Below are 19,606 nucleotides of genomic sequence, written 5' to 3' on the forward strand. Positions count from 1 at the left end.
GTTATTCCTTTCGTAACGCCACAATCTCTTCTTTATACGGTGGCTGCCCTTCGATATAGGGCGTTTCCAATATTTTGGTGATATCTTTTAACTTTGGATGATGAACGATGGCATGCAAACAATCCAACCCAATATATCCTTTACCAATATTGGCATGTCGATCCTTATGCGCGCCTCTTTCATTCTTGGAATCATTGATATGCATACAGGCTAATTGATCCAATCCCAAAATAGCATCAAATTGCTCTAAAATCGAATCAAAAGAGCGGACATCATAGCCCGCATCATGAATATGACACGTATCCAAACAAATCTTGATACGTTCTTGTTTATGGATACCTGCTCGAATTTGGGCCAATTGCTCAAATGTAGACCCCAATTCGGATCCTTTACCAGCCATGGTTTCTAAAGCGATACAAACGGAAGAATCATCCGCATCCAATACCACATTTAATCGATCAATCACCGATTGAATGGCTACTTCCACATCGGCTTTTAAACTAGCCCCTGGATGCAAGACCAAAATGGTAGCACCAAAAGCTTGGACACGCAGCATCTCTTTAGCAAGAAATTCTTGACCAAACTGTGCCGTTTCTGGTTTGATCGTATTCGCTAAATTAATCAGATAAGGAGCATGGACGATGACCCGTTGCGGATCCCATCCATTTTCTTTCATCAATTGATGGGCGGAATCAATCTTTAAGGCTTCAATGGGTTTGCGTCTTGTATTACTTGGCGCACCCGTATAGATCATACAGGCATTGGCACCATAAGAGAGTGATTCCTGAATGGATCCATAAAAATAATCCGGTGCTTTCATGCCTACATGACTGCCCAAATAAATCATGAACGATTCGCCTTCTCTCGCTGTTTCTGTTTTGCCCGTTCCTTTTTCTGTCTCTGAATATCTTTTTGAATCATTTGACGCTTTCTCTTTCGCTTCAAACGATCAATTTCCTGTTTTTGTTTCTTCTTATAGCCCGGTTTGACCTTTTGTTTTTTACGATGAACAATTCGTTCAATTTCTTCATCAAATTCATCTTTTTGATGCGGTTTCTTTTTCGGAAAATAAGGTTTTAATTCTACCCATTGTCCTTTTTTCACATCTTCATGATGAAATTTTACTTCTTTAGATAAGGTTTGAATGGCTTTTGCATCTTTGTCTTGGTATAAAGCAATACAAATACCATCTCGATTGGCTCTTCCCGTACGACCGGCTCGATGAATATAATATTTCAAGTCTTTGGGGAAACCACACGAAATGACATGGGTCACGCCATCAAGATCAATCCCTCGTGCCGCAATATCAGTTGCCACAATATATGATTTTTTCTGGGCATTGATCAAACGGATGGATTTCAACCGTTCCCGTGATTCCATCGAACCATGAATTTCAACAAGATCATAATCATGCGCACGTAAAACCTTCGCAAGTTCTTCTGCTTCTTCATTGGTATTCGCAAAAATCAAACACACATAGGGTTGAATAGCCGGTAAAATATCCAGTAGTTTCTCGCTATATGTTTTATGTTTACATGGCACCAAAATATGTTTCACATTGGCTTGGAAATTTTCTTTTTCATCGATTTGGATCATGTACGGATCATGAAGATATTTCTTTAAGAATGGTTTTAAAGCTTCAGGTACAGTGGCTGAAAAAACCATCAACTGGATCTTTTTGTTCATATGCGAAAGAATCGTATCAATATCTTCTAAAAAGCCAAATTCCAAGGTCATATCGGCTTCATCGATAACCATGACTTTTGCGGTATCGAGACGTAAGATCTTATCTTGTAGAAAGACATCTTTCATCCGTCCGGGTGTTCCAATCACAATATGAGGTAATAGCGTACTCGTTTTCTTTTCACTGCCACCAGTTACTAATTTAACGCGCATGCCTAAGACATCGGTTAATTTTTTGCAGCGTTCATACAATTGATAGGCAAGTTCTCGCGTAGGTGTAGAAATGACGGCTTGTACCTCATTTTTATTTGGATCAATTTGTTCCATGATGGGCATAAAAAACGCATGAGTTTTTCCAGAACCTGTAGATGATATACCAATCACATCACGTGTTTTATTTGACATATTTAAGATTTCACTTTGAATGGGGGTCAATTCTTTAAAATGTTCGATTTCCATGATACGTTGTACAATTGTGCTGTATGTCATGTTGAACCTCCTTTAAAACGTGTCTATCGTAACACACAAAAACTTTGAAAACAAATCACGAGTTCGTATAATAAAAGTATGCGAATCATTAAAGTAAAACCACAAGGATATTGTGGTGGTGTATTGAAAGCTATCGACATGGCTAAGCAAGCTCGAAAACAATATCCGGATGAAAAAATTACGATATTAGGTAATTTAGTGCACAATGCCTATGTCAAAAAAGCCCTAGAACAAGAGAATATTCAAACGATTGAAGATTCTTCGAAAACGCGTCTTGAATTATTGGATGCAATTCATGAAGGCATCGTTATTTTTACAGCCCATGGAATTCATCCGCAAGTAAAAGAAAAAGCTATCCAAAAAGGCTTGCATGTGATTGATGCAAGTTGTCCTTTTGTGTTACAGACACAAAAAATCGTCCAACAAAAACTACAAGAAGGATTCGATGTGTTATATATTGGTAAATATCGACATCCAGAAGCAGAATCCATTTATACATTGAGTGCAGCGGTCCATTTGGTCCAGAATACAAAAATTCCCAATATTACGAACCCTCATATTTTTGTGACTAATCAAACAACCATGTCCATTGAAGATATTGACCTTATTTTTCAAGCTATCAAAGCCAAATATCCACAGGCCGTATTTCATGATGAAATCTGTAATGCGACACGCATTCGTCAACAAGCCATCTTAGACTTAAAAGATCAAGCAGTGGATGCTTTGATTGTTGTGGGTGATCCGTCCAGCAACAATACGCAAAAGCTATTGGAAATTGGTAAAAGTGCCAAAATTCCTTTGCGCATGAAAGTACAAACATTTAAAGATATTGATTTGAAAATTTTACATTCTTGTTCTACCATTGCCGTAACTTCCGGTGCAAGCACACCACCCTATTTGACCAATCAAGTCATTGCATATCTACAAGGTAAAATCACCAAAAAAGAAGAGATACAAATAGGAAAGATCCTATAATGTATCTCTTTTTTGTAGAATTTCTAGTTCTTTTTCGAACTCTTTTCGTTTTTTTGGAACCCGAAGGAAAAGTTGTTGATACTTCATCTCTTGTTTTTGCAGATAGGATACATAGTCTTGTGAAGATTCTACCTGATAGCCATAGCGAATTTGAAAATCCGATAAAACTTGTTCGGATTGCGTATAGGTACACGCAAGGATGGGATAATAGTGTTTATCATAAACCATCTTTTCTTTTTCTATGGTAAAACCATGCGAAATCAGAAACTTACGAACTAGCTCCGTATCCGAATGAGGAGAAATCAAGAAATGCATACCCCGATGCAAGGTTGCCTTTTCTAAGATATCGATGATCGTATGACCACCCATTCCAGCAATCACCACTATATCAACATCTTCTGGTAAACCAACCATACCATCTAATAATAAACATTGGATCTGCTCTTCTAGATGAGCAGATTTGACTTCCGCTTGTGCCCGAGCCAAAGGCTTTGGCGCAATATCACACGCATAGGCCTTTGTTACCTTGTGCTGTTTGATCGATTCGATACATACGTACCCATGATCACAGCCAATATCCGCTAACACATTTCCTTCTACCCAATCAACCACATGCTCCAAACGTTTTGAAATCATGATTTCATGAAATCTTTCAAACGTTTTGCACGATTTGGTTTTTTCAATTTACGAATCGCCTTGGCTTCAATTTGACGAATACGTTCACGGGTTACATTGAATTCCTTACCAACTTCTTCCAATGTACGGGTACGACCATCTTCCAAACCAAACCGTAAGCGCAATACCTTTTCTTCTCGTTCGGTCAAACCTTGCAAGATATTATCGATTTCATCTTTTAATAACTGATTGTTTGTATAATCATCTGGCGATAAGGTTTCTTTATCTTCAATGAAGTCACCCAAATGAGAATCGTCTTCTTCACCAATTGGTGTCTCTAAGGATACGGGATCCAAAGCAATCTTTTGAATTTCACGAACCTTGTCGGCGGTAATGTTTTCCATCTTTTCAGCAATTTCTTCTGGTAATGGATCACGGCCTAAATCTTGAACCAATTGACGTTGAATACGCGTTAACTTATTGATGGTTTCCACCATATGTACGGGAATACGAATCGTACGTGCCTGATCGGCAATCGCACGCGTAATACTTTGACGAATCCACCATGTTGCATAGGTAGAAAATTTAAAACCTTTTTTATAATCAAATTTGTCGACGGCTTTGATCAAGCCACAATTGCCTTCTTGGATCAAATCCAAGAACAACATGCCACGACCGACATATTTTTTCGCAATCGAGACAACCAAACGTAAGTTGGAAGAAATCAAAATTTGTTTGGCTTCTTCATCCCCTTCTTGGATTCGTTTGGCAATGATTGGTTCTTCCTTTGGATCCAAAAGCGGAATTTGACCAATTTCCTTTAAGTACATTTTCACAGGATCATTGATCTTTGAATGTGATGAGTTCGCAAACGTTTTTTCCAATTGAGAAATGTCTTCGCTGACAGAATCATCATTTTCGTCTTCTACGGGTTCTAATTCATCTTGGGAATCATCAATGAACTGAATATCGTTAGCATCACACCAATCAAAAAGATCATCCATCTCTTCATCGGTTAATTTCAAATCATTGATCGCATCCATGAACTCATTTTGCGAAATGTCTTCATTGTTTTCATTGGCCTTCAATAAATATGCTTTACTTTCGTCAACGGATTTAAATGCTTTCATTTTGCTTTTCGTTGCCATAACTTATCCTCCCTTGTTCATGTAACAATCGTTGTTTATCGACTGACAGTTTGGCTTTTTCGATGGGATCGGCCACCGTTTTGATCTTCGCGTTGATCGCATCGATCCGTTCTTGCAGAGTGCATAGTTTGATCTTTTTCATACTATCGTTAAAATACGCTTGGTCAAAAGCAGTTTTTCGATAGGGGTCATTCCATATCTGCATCAAAAACGAGCGAATTTCTTCATCGGTAATCTGTGCCATTAATTGATCCATGTCCAATCGATCATAGGTTCGATAGACATCATAAATATATAACGATAATTTCTGGCATTTCGGATCTTTAAAAAAGCCAATTTCATCACGAAATCGCTGACATGCCGATTTGCTCAATAATATACAATTGACTATTGCACGTTCTGCGATATCTCGTCCCGACATGGGTTGTGTGAGATGGATAGGCATTGAACGTTGTTTTTTTCTTTTTGGCTGCACAGGCTGTTTGACCATCGTATGAAAATCAAAGCCTGTTTTTTGTTTCAATTGTGCCAAATAAGTTTCTTTTTCAAAAGAATTGGCCATTTTTTCAATGGCTTCAAAAATTTCTAGCGCATAGGCCTTTCTATCTTCGTAGTTATCCAGATTATATTTAGTCAATAAATAATCAAAAAGAAAATCAATAAAAGAAATGGTTCGGGACACAAAAGCGGATAATTCGGCTTTTCCCCCTTGATCAAAGATTTCATCGGGATCCTTATTGGTATGGTTTTGAACAACCACGATCTCCATGTTCTGAGCAAGCGCTTTTTTACCAAATTTGTACGTGGCATTTTGACCGGCAGAATCTCCATCGTAACAAATGGTCACTGGTACCCGCAATCGTTGAATCAATTCCAGTTGTTCTGTCGTACATGCCGTGCCTAAACAAGCAATACTTTCATGGATATCGGCTTTTTCAAAAGCCAACACATCCATGGCTCCTTCTACCAAAATAACACGATGGGCTTTGTGCGCAAACGTTTTGGCACGATGATAATTAAAGATCACGTGGCCTTTTTCATACAGTTTGGTTTGCGGACTATTGATATATTTGGGCTCATCTCCTGTATTGGTTAATTTACGAGCCGTAAAACCAATCGGATGGCCATTCGCATCGTGAATCGGAATCACAAATCGATCATGAAATAAGGCGTGTCCATTTTGTATCAAACCTAATTCTTTTAAAGTTTTGGCATCGTATTGTTTCGCATCAAAATACTTTTGCGAAGCCTGGATATCCGGAGCATATCCAATCTCAAAACGATATAAAACATCTTCATTGAGCTTACGACGATGCAAATAGTCCAAAGCAAGCATACCTGCTTCGCTTTTTAGTTCATACTGCATATATGAAATATAAGCCTGCAAGATATCATAATAGGATTGGTTGGGATCGGCTTTAGGCTTATAGGCACTTGTCGGCATCGTCAATGGATAACCAATCATTTCGGCTACTTTCGCAACTGCTTCCGGAAAAGAAATATTCTCTATTTTCTGTACGAATCCAAATACATCACCACCGGCACCACATACAAAACATTTAAAGATTTGTTTGTCCGTAGAAATCGAAAGACTTGGATCATGATCATCATGAAACGGACATAGCGCCTCATAGTTTTTTCCTTTTTTCGATAGCGACAAATACCGCGACATGATATCTACGATATCGGCTTGTGCACGTATCGCTTTTAAATCTTGTTCATTGATCCAACGCAATCCCATCACCTACTATAATTGAATACGCTTTGTGATATAGGTTTCCAATTCCGTCAATGGAATTCGAACTTGTTCCATCGTATCACGATCACGAATCGTTACACATTGATCTTCTTGTGTATCAAAATCAACGGTTACACAGAATGGTGTTCCAATCGCATCTTGACGACGATATCGTTTACCGATGCTTCCCGTTTCATCATAGGTACAGCTGCATACATCGCATAATTGTTTAAAGACATCCATAGCTGGTTCTTTTAATTTCTTAGATAATGGTAAAATAGCCACTTTATATGGGGCTAAGAATGGATGTAACTTCAATACCGTACGATCTTCTTTTTCTAAATGTTCGATTTCGTAAGCTTCTGACATGACAGCCAAGATCAATCGTTCAACACCAACACTTGGTTCAATAACATATGGAATATATTTTTCATTGGTTTGTGGATCAAAATATTCTAGCGATTGTTTACTATGTTCTTGATGGGCTTTTAAGTCAAAATCCGTACGATCGGCAATGCCCCATAGTTCACCCCAACCAATTGGATCATGGAAGTTGTATTCAATATCACTTGTACCATTGGAATAATGCGCTAATTCTTCTGGATCATGGGCACGCAAACGAATATTCTTTTCATCCAAGCCTAAATCCTTTAAGAATTGTACACAGGCTTTACAATAGTAATCAAACCATTCTTTATCCGTTCCTGGTTTACAGAAGAATTCCAATTCCATCTGTTCAAATTCACGCGTACGGAAAATGAAATTTCCTGGAGTAATCTCATTACGGAATGATTTACCAATTTGGCCAATGCCAAATGGAATCTTTTTACGCATGGAACGTTGCACATTTTTGAAATTCACAAAGATACCTTGTGCGGTTTCTGGACGCAAATAAATGGTATTTTTAGCATCTTCCAAAACACCTTGGTATGTTTTGAACATCAAATTAAATTGACGAATCCCTGTAAAGTTTTTAGCTCCACATTTTGGACAGGTAATATCATGATCTTTGATAAATTGTTCCATTTCTTCATTGGACATACCTGCTGCACTGACTTCATTGTGTGTAGCTTCTTCAATCAATTGATCCGCACGGAAACGGGATTTACATTCTTTACAATCCATCAAAGGATCACTAAAACCACCAACATGACCACTGGCTACCCATACTTCTGGGTTCATCAGAATGGCTGATTGAATTCCGACATTATTTGGATCTTCATGGATGAAACGTTTCCACCATGCTTTTTTAATATTATCTTTGAGCTCGATTCCTAACGGACCGAAATCCCATGTATTGGACAAGCCACCATAGATCTCTGATCCTTGGTAAACGAATCCGGCATTTTTCATGTGTGCTACCACATCATTAAATGACAATCCACTCATTATTAGTCTCCATTTCTATTTGTACCATGACAAAAAAAGGTACAAAGATGTACCTTAATAGTATATACCAATTTCATCCGAAATTGAAGTTAAAAATCGTAAGCTTGGTAGTTTTAAATTTAAATGATATCCAATCCAAGAAGCCCATTGGATAAAATCAGATAATGTCAATGTATACAGTTCACAAAAGGATGCATAGGCCGTTGGCTGCACATGAAATAAGGAATGAATCTGAATTAAATCCGCTTTGGATTTTTTACCCACATGCGATGGATTACAATATGAACATAGAAAACCACCTTGTTTGATGGATAGCGCTTCAATATGATCGGTTCGCTCACATTTCACACAATGATCCACACAAGGATCAATACCTTGATAGTGAATGATTTCTTTTAAACAAAGACAGGCATACGTATATCCATTGGTATGGGTATTAAATGCTTGCCAACAAGTGTTCACCAAATTCATAAATGATGTATGAATCGGGCCTAAATGCACCAGATCATTGAGAACCTGACACGTAGTCTGTATTTCGAGATCTTCCAAAATATGGAAGTAAAAGCGTTTGGTTGTTCCATACAGCAACAAAGGAAAACGATTGGCTTTTTCATCGATGGTGATATGTACCCAACTATATGGTTGACATATTACACGATTTTTGGATTGCAGCGATTGTACGCCACGTGCTCGTATGCGTAAAATTTCCTGAGATGTCAATACCGTGACAATAGCATCTTTTTCCCGATATTCTTCATTTTTTAAAACCAAGGCATCGATGTCTCTAGTCGTCATCAAATTCATCCAATCCGAATGCTTTGATCTTATCTTCGTGGTTTCGCCAATTTTGTTCGACACGAACGTATAATTCCAATTCCACACGCTGTCCCAATAAGTCACTTAATTCTTTTTGGGCTGCCAAACGAATGGAACGAATCATTCTTCCCTGCTTACCAATCAAAATACCCTTTTGACTTTTCTTATCGACGATTACCAACATTTGAAGATGATAACCATTTGGTTTTTGTTCACTTTTTTCTAATAAAACCGCTACACTATGAGGAATTTCTTCATGCGTACGCAACAGGATCTTTTCACGAACAATTTCACACATGCGAAAATTCAAATCATGATCACTTGTCATTTCTTCTGGAAATAAGGCCGGTCCTTCTTTTAGATACGATTTCATGACTTTTAAAACCTCCATCAAATTATCTGCTTTTTTCGCACTGATTGGAATGATTTCATCAAAATCATAAACCTTTGACCAATTTAAACAAACTTCCATGAGTTTTTCTTTGTTCATTTGATCAATTTTATTAATCAATAAGATGACTGGTTTATGAAGAGCTTGAATGCGTTCTAAAATAAACGTATCTCCGGCACCATAGTTTTCATTTCCATCGACGATCCATGCCAAGACATCACAATCTTCCATCGCCGAATACGCATTCTTATTTAGGACGCGGCCCAATTGTTGCTGGGGTTTATGGATACCGGGTGTATCCACAAACACATATTGCGCATCGGGCTTAGTCAAAATACCCGCAATATTATTTCGTGTCGTATTGGGCTTATCCGACATGATGGCAATTTTTTCTTTCAGTAATTGATTCATCAATGTGCTTTTGCCTGCATTAGGACGACCAACGATCGCAATAAATCCTGATTTATACATATAGTATTACCTCCTAGAAAATTTTAGGAACAAAGATCATGAGTCCTGTGATGGCTGCACAAATACTGATGATCAATACCCCAAAAGCAGCCATATCTTTGATGCGCTTGGCTCGTGGATCACGTTTTAAACTAATATAATCCACACATCGTTCAATACAAGAATTGGTCACTTCGGCTGCAATCACAAGACCAATACACCAAATGACTTTGAGCCATTCTTCTTGATTCAAATGAAAGAGAAAACCACATAGGATGACGATCAAACCAAAAATCATTTGGTAACGAATACTGCGATCTTTCAAACACGTTAAAAAGCCACAATAGGCATAGTAAAATCTACCGAGAAACCATTTCATCCAAAATCACATCCTGTAATCCAAACATTTCTTTTTCATCTTCAGGCGTCATATGATCATATCCCATCAAATGCAACAGTCCATGACAAAATAAGAAACAAGCTTCACGACGAATCGAATGTCCATATTCTTTTGCTTGCGAACGAATGGCATCGACATTGATAAAGATATCGCCCAGTTCGTATTGATCTTCTTGTGTATAGGCATCGTCCAGATCATCTTGCAAGGCAAAACTAATTACATCGGTTGCCCGATCGATGTTTCGATAGTCTCGATTGATTTCATGAATTCGTTCAGGCGTCACATAAATCACCGATAAAGACCAATCACCGGGTCGATGTAATACCTCACAAGCTTTTTCTAAGATGGCTTGATAATCTTTTTTAAACCGATACATCATCGGATCTTTTGCTTCATTGATAAAAATAATTTCCATACATAGAGAGTATATCATAAAAAGGGACATTCTCCTGTCCCTTAGCTATTATTTTTTAATACCGAATCCATCGGTATTTTACGGATACGTTGGATATCCAGCATCATCACGAACAGATAGCCAACAAAAACCAAAAGTATCATATAGATCTTTCCGTAGGTGCTTAATACAAATGCGAACCAACCATCCATCCTTTGCATCATTGCTTTCCAAATCCAGATCATAAGCCATTCACTCATGAACGTGCTCACCAGAACAGAAAGGAATACGACAATGGTTGTAGGAACAATGTAGATCTTCACAATTTCCTTGGTGGTATACCCCAATATCTTGGTCATCGAAATCGCTTTTTCATTTCGTTCAATAATCAGTTTTGTCAACAAATACAATAAGATGACTGCACATCCCGTACATAGATATTGGAAATACTTCATAAAAGAACCCATGGAATGATCGAGTTGTTTCGCAACTTTTATGACATCTTTTTTCGTGATGGTTGTCGCTATCGAATCACGATCGATCTCATTTATTTTTTTATTAGAGAACCATCCTTTTGCATATTCATCAAACATAGATCTAAATTGGGTATTGGACATAAAAATAGCCAAAGAGCCGGAATAATTATAGATACCAGCAACTTTTAATTTGTAGGTGGAAGAATCATATTTACCGTGTAAAGTGATTGTATCACCTACCTGAACGTCATATTTATCATGAATGCTTTGACTGATCAATATTTGATGTCTTTTTAATTGTTTGATTTGTTTCGATTTTACATAGGAACTATTCGGCTGTACGCCAAATACGGATACATCTTCTCGAAAAGAATCGGTTTTATATTCCAGTGTCTTTTGGAAAAAAGATTCAGCGGACGCAACATGGGTCTGTATATTTTCATCGTTTAATATGGTTTCATTTTTTGCCAGCATCAAAGAAGAAACATTGTTTTGATAATACGACAAGGTGTCTGGTAAACCAATGGCTATGGAGAGCATGAGCATTACGAAGAAAATACCAATAAATAAAATCAAATAAGCTGGGATATTTTGTAGGAAAACACGCGCACGGATACGATGCATGAACGAACCATGACGCAAAGGGATGGTATGGGGTTGTTTGGCTTTGCTTAAATCATTTCTTAAAAAGGATAAAGGCGACAACTGCAGCTTTTTATGGATCATACATCCATCAATCACCAACATCAAACACAAAGGGACGGCCGTCGTCTGGATAAACGCATCCCATGAAAACAATGTATGATACGTTGGTAGACTGTAACTGTTGTAATATAACTGGACCACTACATTTTTTAAGATTGTATAGCCTAAAAGATTTCCGATGCAACAAGCAAATAACATCACCAGCATGGGCATGATCATAAAATGGTTCCATAGTTCTTTTTTCGTATAACCCAATGACCGTAATGTACCAATTACGGAAGCTTCTTTTGTGATGGTACTGCTGATGGTGATAGCAAAGATAAAAGCCATCACCACAATCAATATATAGAGAATCATCCCACACATAGCACGGTCAGATCCCATATCTTCTTGCGTGAATTGAATGGCTTGATTGATATAAGCCGGTAAAAAATCTTCGATTTTATTATTGTTTGTTTCGGTTTGTGTTATCAATGCTGCTAAAAAGTCATACGCTGCCTTCGAATTCGATCCTTTTTGGTTGGTAAACTTGTATGCGTAATTATAATGTATTGTCGTATCAATGGAAGCAAAAGCACGGTTAGTGACCAGTCCTACGTCGAAGGTCAACGCATCAAACATAACATCACTATTTTTTTGAAAAAGTGCCGTATAATCGACATTAGCTACTAAACCACTTACGATAAAAGTTTGATGGCCAATTTTCAAAGTATCACCGACTTTTATACCCGCATTATCTGCATGCATGCGATCAATCGCAATTTCATTATTCTTTTTTGGAAGGGAGCCTTCCATTACACAAGCCCTATTAATAGATTTTCGAATGGTATAAATACGAATGGTACTCGATTTATGATTTATTTTTTCGGTTGTTTCTTTAAAGAAATTAGGATATATCTTTACTTTTTGTGACATAAAAGCAGAATCATTCAAATCGTATTCATCAATTGCTTTCTGATATTCCGAATCAATTTCTTGCTCGGCTTGTTTGTAAGCGGCTTGTCGATCGGCTTCAGGAATTGTGGCATCTATTTTTTTATAAGCTTGTTTTTGATAATAAGCTTTTATATCCGCTTTTTCTCCGCTCGCAATCTTTTTTTGTAACACAGCACTAGCTTTCTTTTTCAATTCAAAATGGCCATCTTCTAAATGATAGATGGATTGACTGTTTTTTGCGGTAGCTAATATACTGCCATTAGTCACATATATAGCCGATACAAAACCAATGGTCAAGATCATAAATACACTCACTACAAGATATTTTTTCCATTCCGTTCGCAATTCTCGTACGATGCGTTTTTGTAAGGGATTTCTCATGACCATCACCATTCCAATTCAGCTGCAGTTACTTTTTCATGATTGACCGTATCACTACGTATCTGACCATCATGCAAATGAACGATATGATCTGCCATTGGACAAATGGCTTCATTATGGGTGACCATCAATATGGTGTTCCCATATCGAGCATTGATTGTTTCGATCAATGCAAGAATTTCTTTAGATGTATGATAATCCAAAGCACCAGTTGGTTCATCACATAATAATAAACTAGGATTTTTAACAATTGCACGCCCAATGGATACACGTTGTTGTTGACCGCCGGATAATTGATTGGGAAATTTGTCTCGATGATCCCATAAACCAAGAATTTGGATCAATTCACGAACGTCCAATGGATCATCGGCAATATAGGCTCCCGTTTCAATATTTTCTGTGACGGTTAGATTGGGAATCAAATGATACATTTGGAATACATAACCGACATATTTCCTTCGATATTGGGTCAAATGCTTATCATCCATCGTTTCTAATACGGTATTGCCAATTTGGATAGTTCCGCAATCGGCTGTATCAATGCCACCAATGATATTGAGAAGGGTTGATTTTCCAGAACCGGAAGGACCTAACAACACACAAAATTTACTTTTATTCAAAGAAAAACTAACTTCTTTTAATACTTGTTGTAAAGAATCGCCATTCCCATATTCTTTACATAAACCTTCAACCTTTAAAAACGCGTTCATCCTTTTCCCTTTCCTTCTTTTTGCTTCATTGTAAGATATGGTGCTTGATGAAAAACAAACCATTTACAATAAGCAATACAATAAATAAACTGATTAGACCAAACTCAAAAGATTCTATTGTCATCGTAAACCGATGCATGTTTATCGCCTCTTTTCATCGGATACAATAGCCGATTGCATGGCAATGCCATGTTGTACCATTGTTCGATACGATGTCATACATTGATGGATTTGATCAAATTGTCGTTTGGCTTTTTGTACATCACCATACACTTTCCAACAACCAATCCATTTACATTCTCTTTTTTCAATAAAACCAATCACATCTTCAATGGGATATCCTAAAAAGATACCTACTTCATGAGGAAAACTACTGTCTTCTTGGAGTCGATGCACCAAATGAGCCACACAATGAGTGGGTTGTTTATTGGTGTATCCATATTGTTCTAATACATGTTCTACTTGTTTATCGGATAAGATTTTTTCAATGTCTTTGGAACGATAGACATAAACAAGTACACGATCATTTAGAATGCGTATCGGAACCAACCGAATTCCTTTAGGTACTAAAATACGGTTCAGTCGTACACAATCTTCCACTAACGATTGGTGATCGTGATAGGGACAGTTAAATAAGCTACCGGCTTTGATCCCTGCGAGTGTCGGCGCTGCCTGATGCATGATATCGATTTCTGACATAATCTCTCCTATTAGTGTTAACTAACTATATGTTAGCAGGAACTAACTATAGAATCAAAAAAAAGCCGAATCCAACGATTCGACTTACTTCACAGAACTTCGTTTCAAGAAACTATAGGTCATCTCAATTTCTTTATTTAATGGTTGTTTCTTATCTTTATCTTCTACCAACATCTTCGTCAATAAACGCATCGCTACAGCACCCATATCATATTCAGGAATATTATAGGATGAAATATGCGGACGAACCATGTTTAGATATTTATTATTCAGAACACAAATCAGTTCATAATCATCGGGTACTTTATACCCGGCTTCACTAGACGCATTCAATACCGCAATGGCTTGTGAATCACGCAAGGTGATGACCATTTGACTTGGTTTCATCTGCTTGAAATGCTCTGTTAAGAAGACATACGAAGATTTATATGAATCATCGTAAGAAATGTATTTTTCAAATTTCTTTCCCTTTTCTTCATATGCTTTATCAATTCCATTTTTTAATTGCTCCATCATGGAAAGATTCAGCTTATCTTCTACTAAGGCAATATCCTCAATTCCTTTTTCGAAACACGTATTGACTAGATCATAGGCCATTTGTTCAAAATCAACATAGACATTTCCAACATTGGCAATATTCGTTTTCGGAATCTTGCTGCCAACAATGACCATAGGAATTTGATATTCATTTAAAACTTCCAATTCATCTTCAGAAAAATTGTCATTAAATAAGATAACACCATCTACTCTAGATTTAATAATAGATTCAATGACATCTTGCATCTTAGAAATGCCCTTGGATGTTGTATGAAACATAATATTGTAATTATAAATCTTTGCCACATCCATCAAACCATTTAAAATCTTTGCATGATAAGGGAACATTTTTTCGCCCATAACGATGGATACGGTCGTTGTTTTGGATAAAGCCAGTCCTTGTGCAATCGCATTGGGTTTATAGCCTAATTTCTCAATGGCTTTTTGAACACGGATCCGCGTATCTTCACGAACAACATTACTGTCGTTGATTACCCGGGATACCGTGGCCAAAGATACATCCGCCTCTTTTGCGACATCGTATATCGTTATTCTTTTCATTCGCTACCTTCGTCTTTCTTATCAAAAAATTTCTGGATACCACCAAATACAGCTTTATTGAACTTATCCGTTAGCTCTTCGGCTGCATCGACACCTTTCTTTAATCCTTCGCTTTCACGAACAATATCCAATCGTTTATCAGCCTTATCAACCAAATCGGCAATCTTATCATTAGACATTAAGATATCGGTTGTTGTTTTAAAACCATCCACGATCAAACCCGTTGCTCCTTCAATCAAATCTTTGCTGGCAGCAATGGTTTGTTTGAAATTATCACTATTGGATACTTCTACCGCTTTCTTACGTGTTGTATCTACGATATTTAAGACATTATCTTTTGCATTCGTCAGATTTTCTTTGATCTTTTCCGGATCCGAATTTTCCTTTAAGATTTGTCGCAGATCATCAAAAACATCTTTGATTTGTTTCTTTCCTTCATCGACGACTTTTTCGTTTTCTTCATTATCTTCTTCGCGGAACGAATCCAATTCTTTTAATGACTTTTCTTCGAGTTCATCGACTACATTTTTCTTTTCTTCTGCCATTATTCTTCCTCCTGACTATGATACACTGGAAATTCACGGCGATCTTCTCTTTTCTCATTGACTTTCTCAACGACCGTGTCCTTTACATCATTGGCCACTGACTTCACTTTTTCCACATTTTCTTTGATGGTACCATCTGCTTTTTTGTCAGCTAACCATTCCTTTACTTGCTTCGATCCTTTATCCAAGGATTTTGCTGTTTCGACAACGACTTCACGTGCCTTCGCATTGACATCATCCACACTCTTTGACACATTCTCGATGGTCTCCAATGGGGTATCTAATTTACGTACCTGTTCATTGACGATGGCAAGCGTTTTATCAAATTCTTTCAAAGTTTCGATGACCTTTTTAAATAAAATGGCTAAATACACAAGAGCAACAACGCCAGCAACGGGTAAAAGATATCGAAATAATTGAGCAATAGCTCCTAATAATTGATCCATTGTCACATCATCACCTCGAATGCATTATAACACTTTATTTTTGGTCTATCCACCGTAAATGAAAAATTTTTTCATAATTCTGAAAGCTCTTTCGAACAAAAAAAAGAAGAGGACTAATCCTCTTCCAAACGTTTCTTTAACATATCTTTTAATAAATAGATATCTTTACTTGACATAAATAAGTAAACAGCTGGTCCCATGGTTTCTAAGACTTCAGCAGAAGGTTCATCAACATCCAACAAGCGTCCCTTTGGACACAAGGCCAATAAATCTTGAATCGTTACGGTAATATCTGGTGTTTCACGAATTGCATTTTTAGGGAAATCACACAATACAACTTCATCGGCCATATTTAAACTATCGGCAAATCCCTGCAAGAAATACTGTAAACGACTATATCGATCCGGTTTATACAAAGCAATCACTTTCTTGCCTGGATATTTTTTACGAGCAGCATCAATCATATAGCGAATGGCCGTTGGATGATGGGCATAGTCATCGACTAAAACGGAGTCTTTTACTTCTTCAATGACGCTTCGACGAGCAATACCTTTAAATGTTTCCAAACCATCAACGATATCTTCCACTTTCATACCTAAAGTGTGGGCCATCGCAAAGCATCCCAATGCATCTTGTAAGAAAGTCGAAGACGTTTCATGTAAAGAAATGTGGGCAATCTCTTTTCCTTCATGTTTTACATCAAAATGCATACCAAATGGACCTTGTTCAATATGAATGGCTTGATAATCGTTGCCATCCTTAAGACCATAAGTAACTGTTGGTACTTTATACTTTAAGGTTGGTAGCCAAGGATCGTCACCATAATAAACGATCTTCTTTTGAACTTGATCGGCAAATTGTTGAAAGGCGGATACATAATCATCCATATCTTTATAGTAATCGATATGATCCAATTCCACATTGGTGATCAATGCATAATCGGGATGATAGCACAAGAAATGTCGCTTAAATTCACAAGATTCAAACACAAAATATTCACTGCCCTTCGGCATATGGCCATGTCCATCCCCAATCAAGTAACCCGTTTTCGCATAACGCGGAAGGATCCATCCTAAAAGTCCCGTTGTCGTGCTTTTTCCATGTGTTCCTGCTACACTGATGGATTCATAATTTTTCGCAAATTCGCCAAGAAAGTCAAAGTACCAATAGGCTTGTACATTTGGATTTTCTTGAGCTGCTTTAATTTCTGGATTGGTTTGATCAAAGGCACCACCCATGATCACTATATCGCCATCATGAATATTCTTGGCATCAAAAGAGCCAAATGGAATACCGCGTTCGGTTAATCCATCTTGCGTAAAAATATATTTATCGATATCTGAACCAGTAACGGGATATCCTTCATCGTGTAAAATACAAGCTAATGCCGCCATTCCAGTTCCTTTGATTCCTACAAAATGATATGCCATACTTTCACCCCTTAGTTTTTCGAAGCAAAAAGCTTCTCTTGTTTTGGCTTTTCTTCATCTGTTTTTTCTAAGATGTCATCTAACGCAATCGCTTCGGTTGCATCGTTTACTTTTTGACCAACCGTATCGGGATCCTTGCGTGGAATCTCATTTTCTTTTCGATAACTTGGAATGTCTTGGCCAAACATTGGAGAAATGACTTGTTCCAAAGCCGAAGAAACGACTGGTTTTTCCAATTCCACCGCATTATGGATCTTATCGTAATCTTTTTTATCATCGGAGGTATTGCCAAAGATTGGACTCATAATACTTTGATAATTATATTCTGGTTGTTTTTTCCGTACTGGTTTTGCATCTTGATTCAATTTACTGCGATCAAAATGATACGGTTTTTTATATGTTGGACTCGTATCTTTCTTTTGTACTTTTTGAATATCTAAAGAACCAAATTGTGTCGCTTTTTTCTCAGGTACAGGATCCAAAACAACATCCGCTAAAGAAATCGGATTGGGTTGTTGCACAGGTTGTGGCTCCACTGGTTTTTTTGGTTCTGCTGGTGCTTCCGGTTTCACGACCATTGGTTGTGGAGCAGGCTCCTCGACTTTTTTGGGTTCTTCCTTTTCCTCTTCCATTTCTTCTTGATCCACATCAATATCTTCATCAAAAATAGATTTCATTAAATTCTTAAATTTTGGCATTTCCATACTCCTTTTCCACCGTCATCGCTACATAATCCATCACTTCTTGTTCGGTTTTTCGAAATGGTGTGACATATCGACTGATTTCATGACCATCTCGATAAGCAATAAAACTTGGGACGCTCATCACTCCAAGGTCTCTACATAAATCAGATAATTCATCTCGTTCTACTTTATAAAAGGATACATTCGCAAATTTTGGTTGGATATGTGCAATGATCGTATCCATTCCTACACAATCGGAACATCCAAATCCTGTGAATAAAAAAACCGAAATCGAATCTTGCAGCATGACTTTCACATAATCTTCATTTGTATGTACCGGCTTCATTATATCACCGTTTCCAAACACAACGATAAATTGGTTGTCCTTTTGCGATAAATTTTTCTTCGTATTCGGTTTGTACATCTTCTGGATGTGGTTCCTTACGGTAATCCACATTCACATCAATCATCTGAAAACCCGCATTCTGAAATTCAAGTAAAGAATATGCAAACAGTTTCGCATTGTCTGTTTTCATTTGAATTTGCCCATCCAAAGCTAACACTTCTTTATATTGTTCTAAGAAACGTGTATTCGATAAGCGCCGTTTTGCATATCGTTTTTTTGGCCATGGATCCGAAAAATTCAAATGAATGACATCGATTTCCTGTTTGTCAAACCATTCATTCAAAGCTTGTGCATCACCACGAATTAAACATAACTTGCCTTTTTCGGTGTCGGTATCATATTTTTTAGCTGCAACACCGGCTGCACTATCATTTTTTTCAATAGCGACAAATCCCTCTTGTGGATAGAGCTTTGACATACCTAAAGAATAATTGCCTTTGCCACAACCAATTTCTACATGAAGAACCTCGGTATCTAAGAATTGCTTCCATTTCCCTTTATATTGTTCTGGCACTTTGATACGACATTGCGCCTGCTCTAAATATTCAACAGCCCATGGGATCTTTCGCATTCGCATGATGAGTCCTCCTTATACACGAGGCT

At 37.4% G+C, this 19,606-nt stretch carries 21 protein-coding genes; 1 reads left to right on the top strand and 20 read right to left on the bottom strand.

Annotation, left to right across the window (positions count from 1 at the left end):
• Nucleotide 1: 1 nt before the first annotated feature.
• Together EDX97_RS04040 and EDX97_RS04045 are read right to left on the bottom strand one after the other, a co-directional pair.
• Nucleotides 2–847 carry a deoxyribonuclease IV gene (locus tag EDX97_RS04040; RefSeq protein ID WP_128519894.1) on the bottom strand — a complete coding sequence of 282 codons (846 nt, stop codon included), beginning with the start codon at nt 845–847 and terminating at the stop codon, nt 2–4.
• A complete protein-coding gene (locus EDX97_RS04045; protein ID WP_128519895.1) occupies nt 844–2,172 on the bottom strand; it encodes a DEAD/DEAH box helicase in 1,329 nt (442 codons plus the stop codon). The genes EDX97_RS04040 and EDX97_RS04045 overlap by 4 nt, the downstream gene beginning before the upstream one ends.
• Before the next feature lie 78 nt (nt 2,173–2,250).
• On the opposite strand from EDX97_RS04045, the gene ispH reads away from it, so the two are divergent.
• Complete coding sequence (gene ispH, locus EDX97_RS04050) at nt 2,251–3,147, top strand: 4-hydroxy-3-methylbut-2-enyl diphosphate reductase (RefSeq protein WP_128519896.1); 897 nt, start codon at nt 2,251–2,253, stop codon at nt 3,145–3,147.
• On the opposite strand, the gene EDX97_RS04055 is transcribed toward ispH, so the two are convergent.
• The 18 genes from EDX97_RS04055 to trmB all read right to left on the bottom strand — a co-directional run bounded on the left by EDX97_RS04055 (nt 3,142) and on the right by trmB (nt 19,580).
• Nucleotides 3,142–3,783, bottom strand: coding sequence for a class I SAM-dependent methyltransferase (locus EDX97_RS04055; protein ID WP_128519897.1), 642 nt, complete (start codon nt 3,781–3,783; stop codon nt 3,142–3,144). The two genes, ispH and EDX97_RS04055, sit on opposite strands and share 6 nt — an antisense overlap.
• Nucleotides 3,780–4,910, bottom strand: a complete 1,131-nt coding sequence (gene rpoD / locus EDX97_RS04060) for an RNA polymerase sigma factor RpoD (protein WP_128519898.1) — start codon at nt 4,908–4,910, stop codon at nt 3,780–3,782. Before rpoD ends, EDX97_RS04055 begins: the two co-directional genes overlap by 4 nt.
• Complete coding sequence (gene dnaG / locus EDX97_RS04065) at nt 4,879–6,651, bottom strand: DNA primase (RefSeq protein ID WP_128519899.1); 1,773 nt, start codon at nt 6,649–6,651, stop codon at nt 4,879–4,881. The genes rpoD and dnaG overlap by 32 nt, the downstream gene beginning before the upstream one ends.
• Nucleotides 6,652–6,657: 6 nt before the next feature.
• On the bottom strand, nt 6,658–8,037 hold the full coding sequence (locus EDX97_RS04070; RefSeq protein WP_128519900.1) for a glycine--tRNA ligase: 1,380 nt from the start codon (nt 8,035–8,037) through the stop codon (nt 6,658–6,660).
• A 54-nt stretch (nt 8,038–8,091) separates the two neighbouring features.
• On the bottom strand, nt 8,092–8,832 hold the full coding sequence (gene recO / locus EDX97_RS04075) for a DNA repair protein RecO (RefSeq protein ID WP_183164260.1): 741 nt from the start codon (nt 8,830–8,832) through the stop codon (nt 8,092–8,094).
• Nucleotides 8,822–9,715 (bottom strand): GTPase Era, encoded by an 894-nt coding sequence (gene era, locus EDX97_RS04080; RefSeq protein WP_128519902.1) that lies wholly within the window; start codon nt 9,713–9,715, stop codon nt 8,822–8,824. Before era ends, recO begins: the two co-directional genes overlap by 11 nt.
• Before the next feature lie 13 nt (nt 9,716–9,728).
• Nucleotides 9,729–10,073, bottom strand: coding sequence for a diacylglycerol kinase family protein (locus EDX97_RS04085; RefSeq protein ID WP_128519903.1), 345 nt, complete (start codon nt 10,071–10,073; stop codon nt 9,729–9,731).
• The gene (gene ybeY, locus EDX97_RS04090; RefSeq protein WP_128519904.1) at nt 10,054–10,509 is read right to left on the bottom strand and encodes an rRNA maturation RNase YbeY; all 456 of its coding nucleotides are present in this window, start codon (nt 10,507–10,509) and stop codon (nt 10,054–10,056) included. The genes EDX97_RS04085 and ybeY overlap by 20 nt, the downstream gene beginning before the upstream one ends.
• A gap of 41 nt (nt 10,510–10,550) precedes the next feature.
• Nucleotides 10,551–12,986, bottom strand: coding sequence for an FtsX-like permease family protein (locus EDX97_RS04095; RefSeq protein ID WP_221175877.1), 2,436 nt, complete (start codon nt 12,984–12,986; stop codon nt 10,551–10,553).
• 5 nt (nt 12,987–12,991) lie between these two features.
• Nucleotides 12,992–13,696 (bottom strand): ABC transporter ATP-binding protein, encoded by a 705-nt coding sequence (locus tag EDX97_RS04100; RefSeq protein WP_128519906.1) that lies wholly within the window; start codon nt 13,694–13,696, stop codon nt 12,992–12,994.
• Nucleotides 13,697–13,837: 141 nt separating this feature from the next.
• Nucleotides 13,838–14,395 carry a DUF3793 family protein gene (locus tag EDX97_RS04105; RefSeq protein ID WP_128519907.1) on the bottom strand — a complete coding sequence of 186 codons (558 nt, stop codon included), beginning with the start codon at nt 14,393–14,395 and terminating at the stop codon, nt 13,838–13,840.
• A gap of 84 nt (nt 14,396–14,479) precedes the next feature.
• The gene (locus tag EDX97_RS04110; RefSeq protein ID WP_128519908.1) at nt 14,480–15,493 is read right to left on the bottom strand and encodes a LacI family DNA-binding transcriptional regulator; all 1,014 of its coding nucleotides are present in this window, start codon (nt 15,491–15,493) and stop codon (nt 14,480–14,482) included.
• Nucleotides 15,490–16,038, bottom strand: coding sequence for a hypothetical protein (locus EDX97_RS04115; protein ID WP_128519909.1), 549 nt, complete (start codon nt 16,036–16,038; stop codon nt 15,490–15,492). The genes EDX97_RS04110 and EDX97_RS04115 overlap by 4 nt, the downstream gene beginning before the upstream one ends.
• Nucleotides 16,038–16,484, bottom strand: a complete 447-nt coding sequence (locus EDX97_RS04120; RefSeq protein WP_128519910.1) for a DUF948 domain-containing protein — start codon at nt 16,482–16,484, stop codon at nt 16,038–16,040. The genes EDX97_RS04115 and EDX97_RS04120 overlap by 1 nt, the downstream gene beginning before the upstream one ends.
• 113 nt (nt 16,485–16,597) lie before the next feature.
• The gene (locus EDX97_RS04125; protein ID WP_128519911.1) at nt 16,598–17,914 is read right to left on the bottom strand and encodes a UDP-N-acetylmuramate--L-alanine ligase; all 1,317 of its coding nucleotides are present in this window, start codon (nt 17,912–17,914) and stop codon (nt 16,598–16,600) included.
• Between the two features lie 11 nt (nt 17,915–17,925).
• Entirely contained in the window at nt 17,926–18,612 is a 687-nt protein-coding gene (locus EDX97_RS04130; protein ID WP_128519912.1) for a hypothetical protein, read from the bottom strand.
• Nucleotides 18,599–18,943, bottom strand: coding sequence for a thioredoxin family protein (locus tag EDX97_RS04135; protein WP_183164261.1), 345 nt, complete (start codon nt 18,941–18,943; stop codon nt 18,599–18,601). Before EDX97_RS04135 ends, EDX97_RS04130 begins: the two co-directional genes overlap by 14 nt.
• A 4-nt stretch (nt 18,944–18,947) precedes the next feature.
• A complete protein-coding gene (trmB, locus tag EDX97_RS04140) occupies nt 18,948–19,580 on the bottom strand; it encodes a tRNA (guanosine(46)-N7)-methyltransferase TrmB (protein ID WP_128519914.1) in 633 nt (210 codons plus the stop codon).
• Nucleotides 19,581–19,606 lie beyond the last annotated feature (26 nt).

It is taken from the genome of Absicoccus porci (assembly GCF_003725415.1).
Taxonomy (GTDB): Bacteria; Bacillota_I; Bacilli_A; order Erysipelotrichales; family Erysipelotrichaceae; genus Absicoccus; species Absicoccus porci.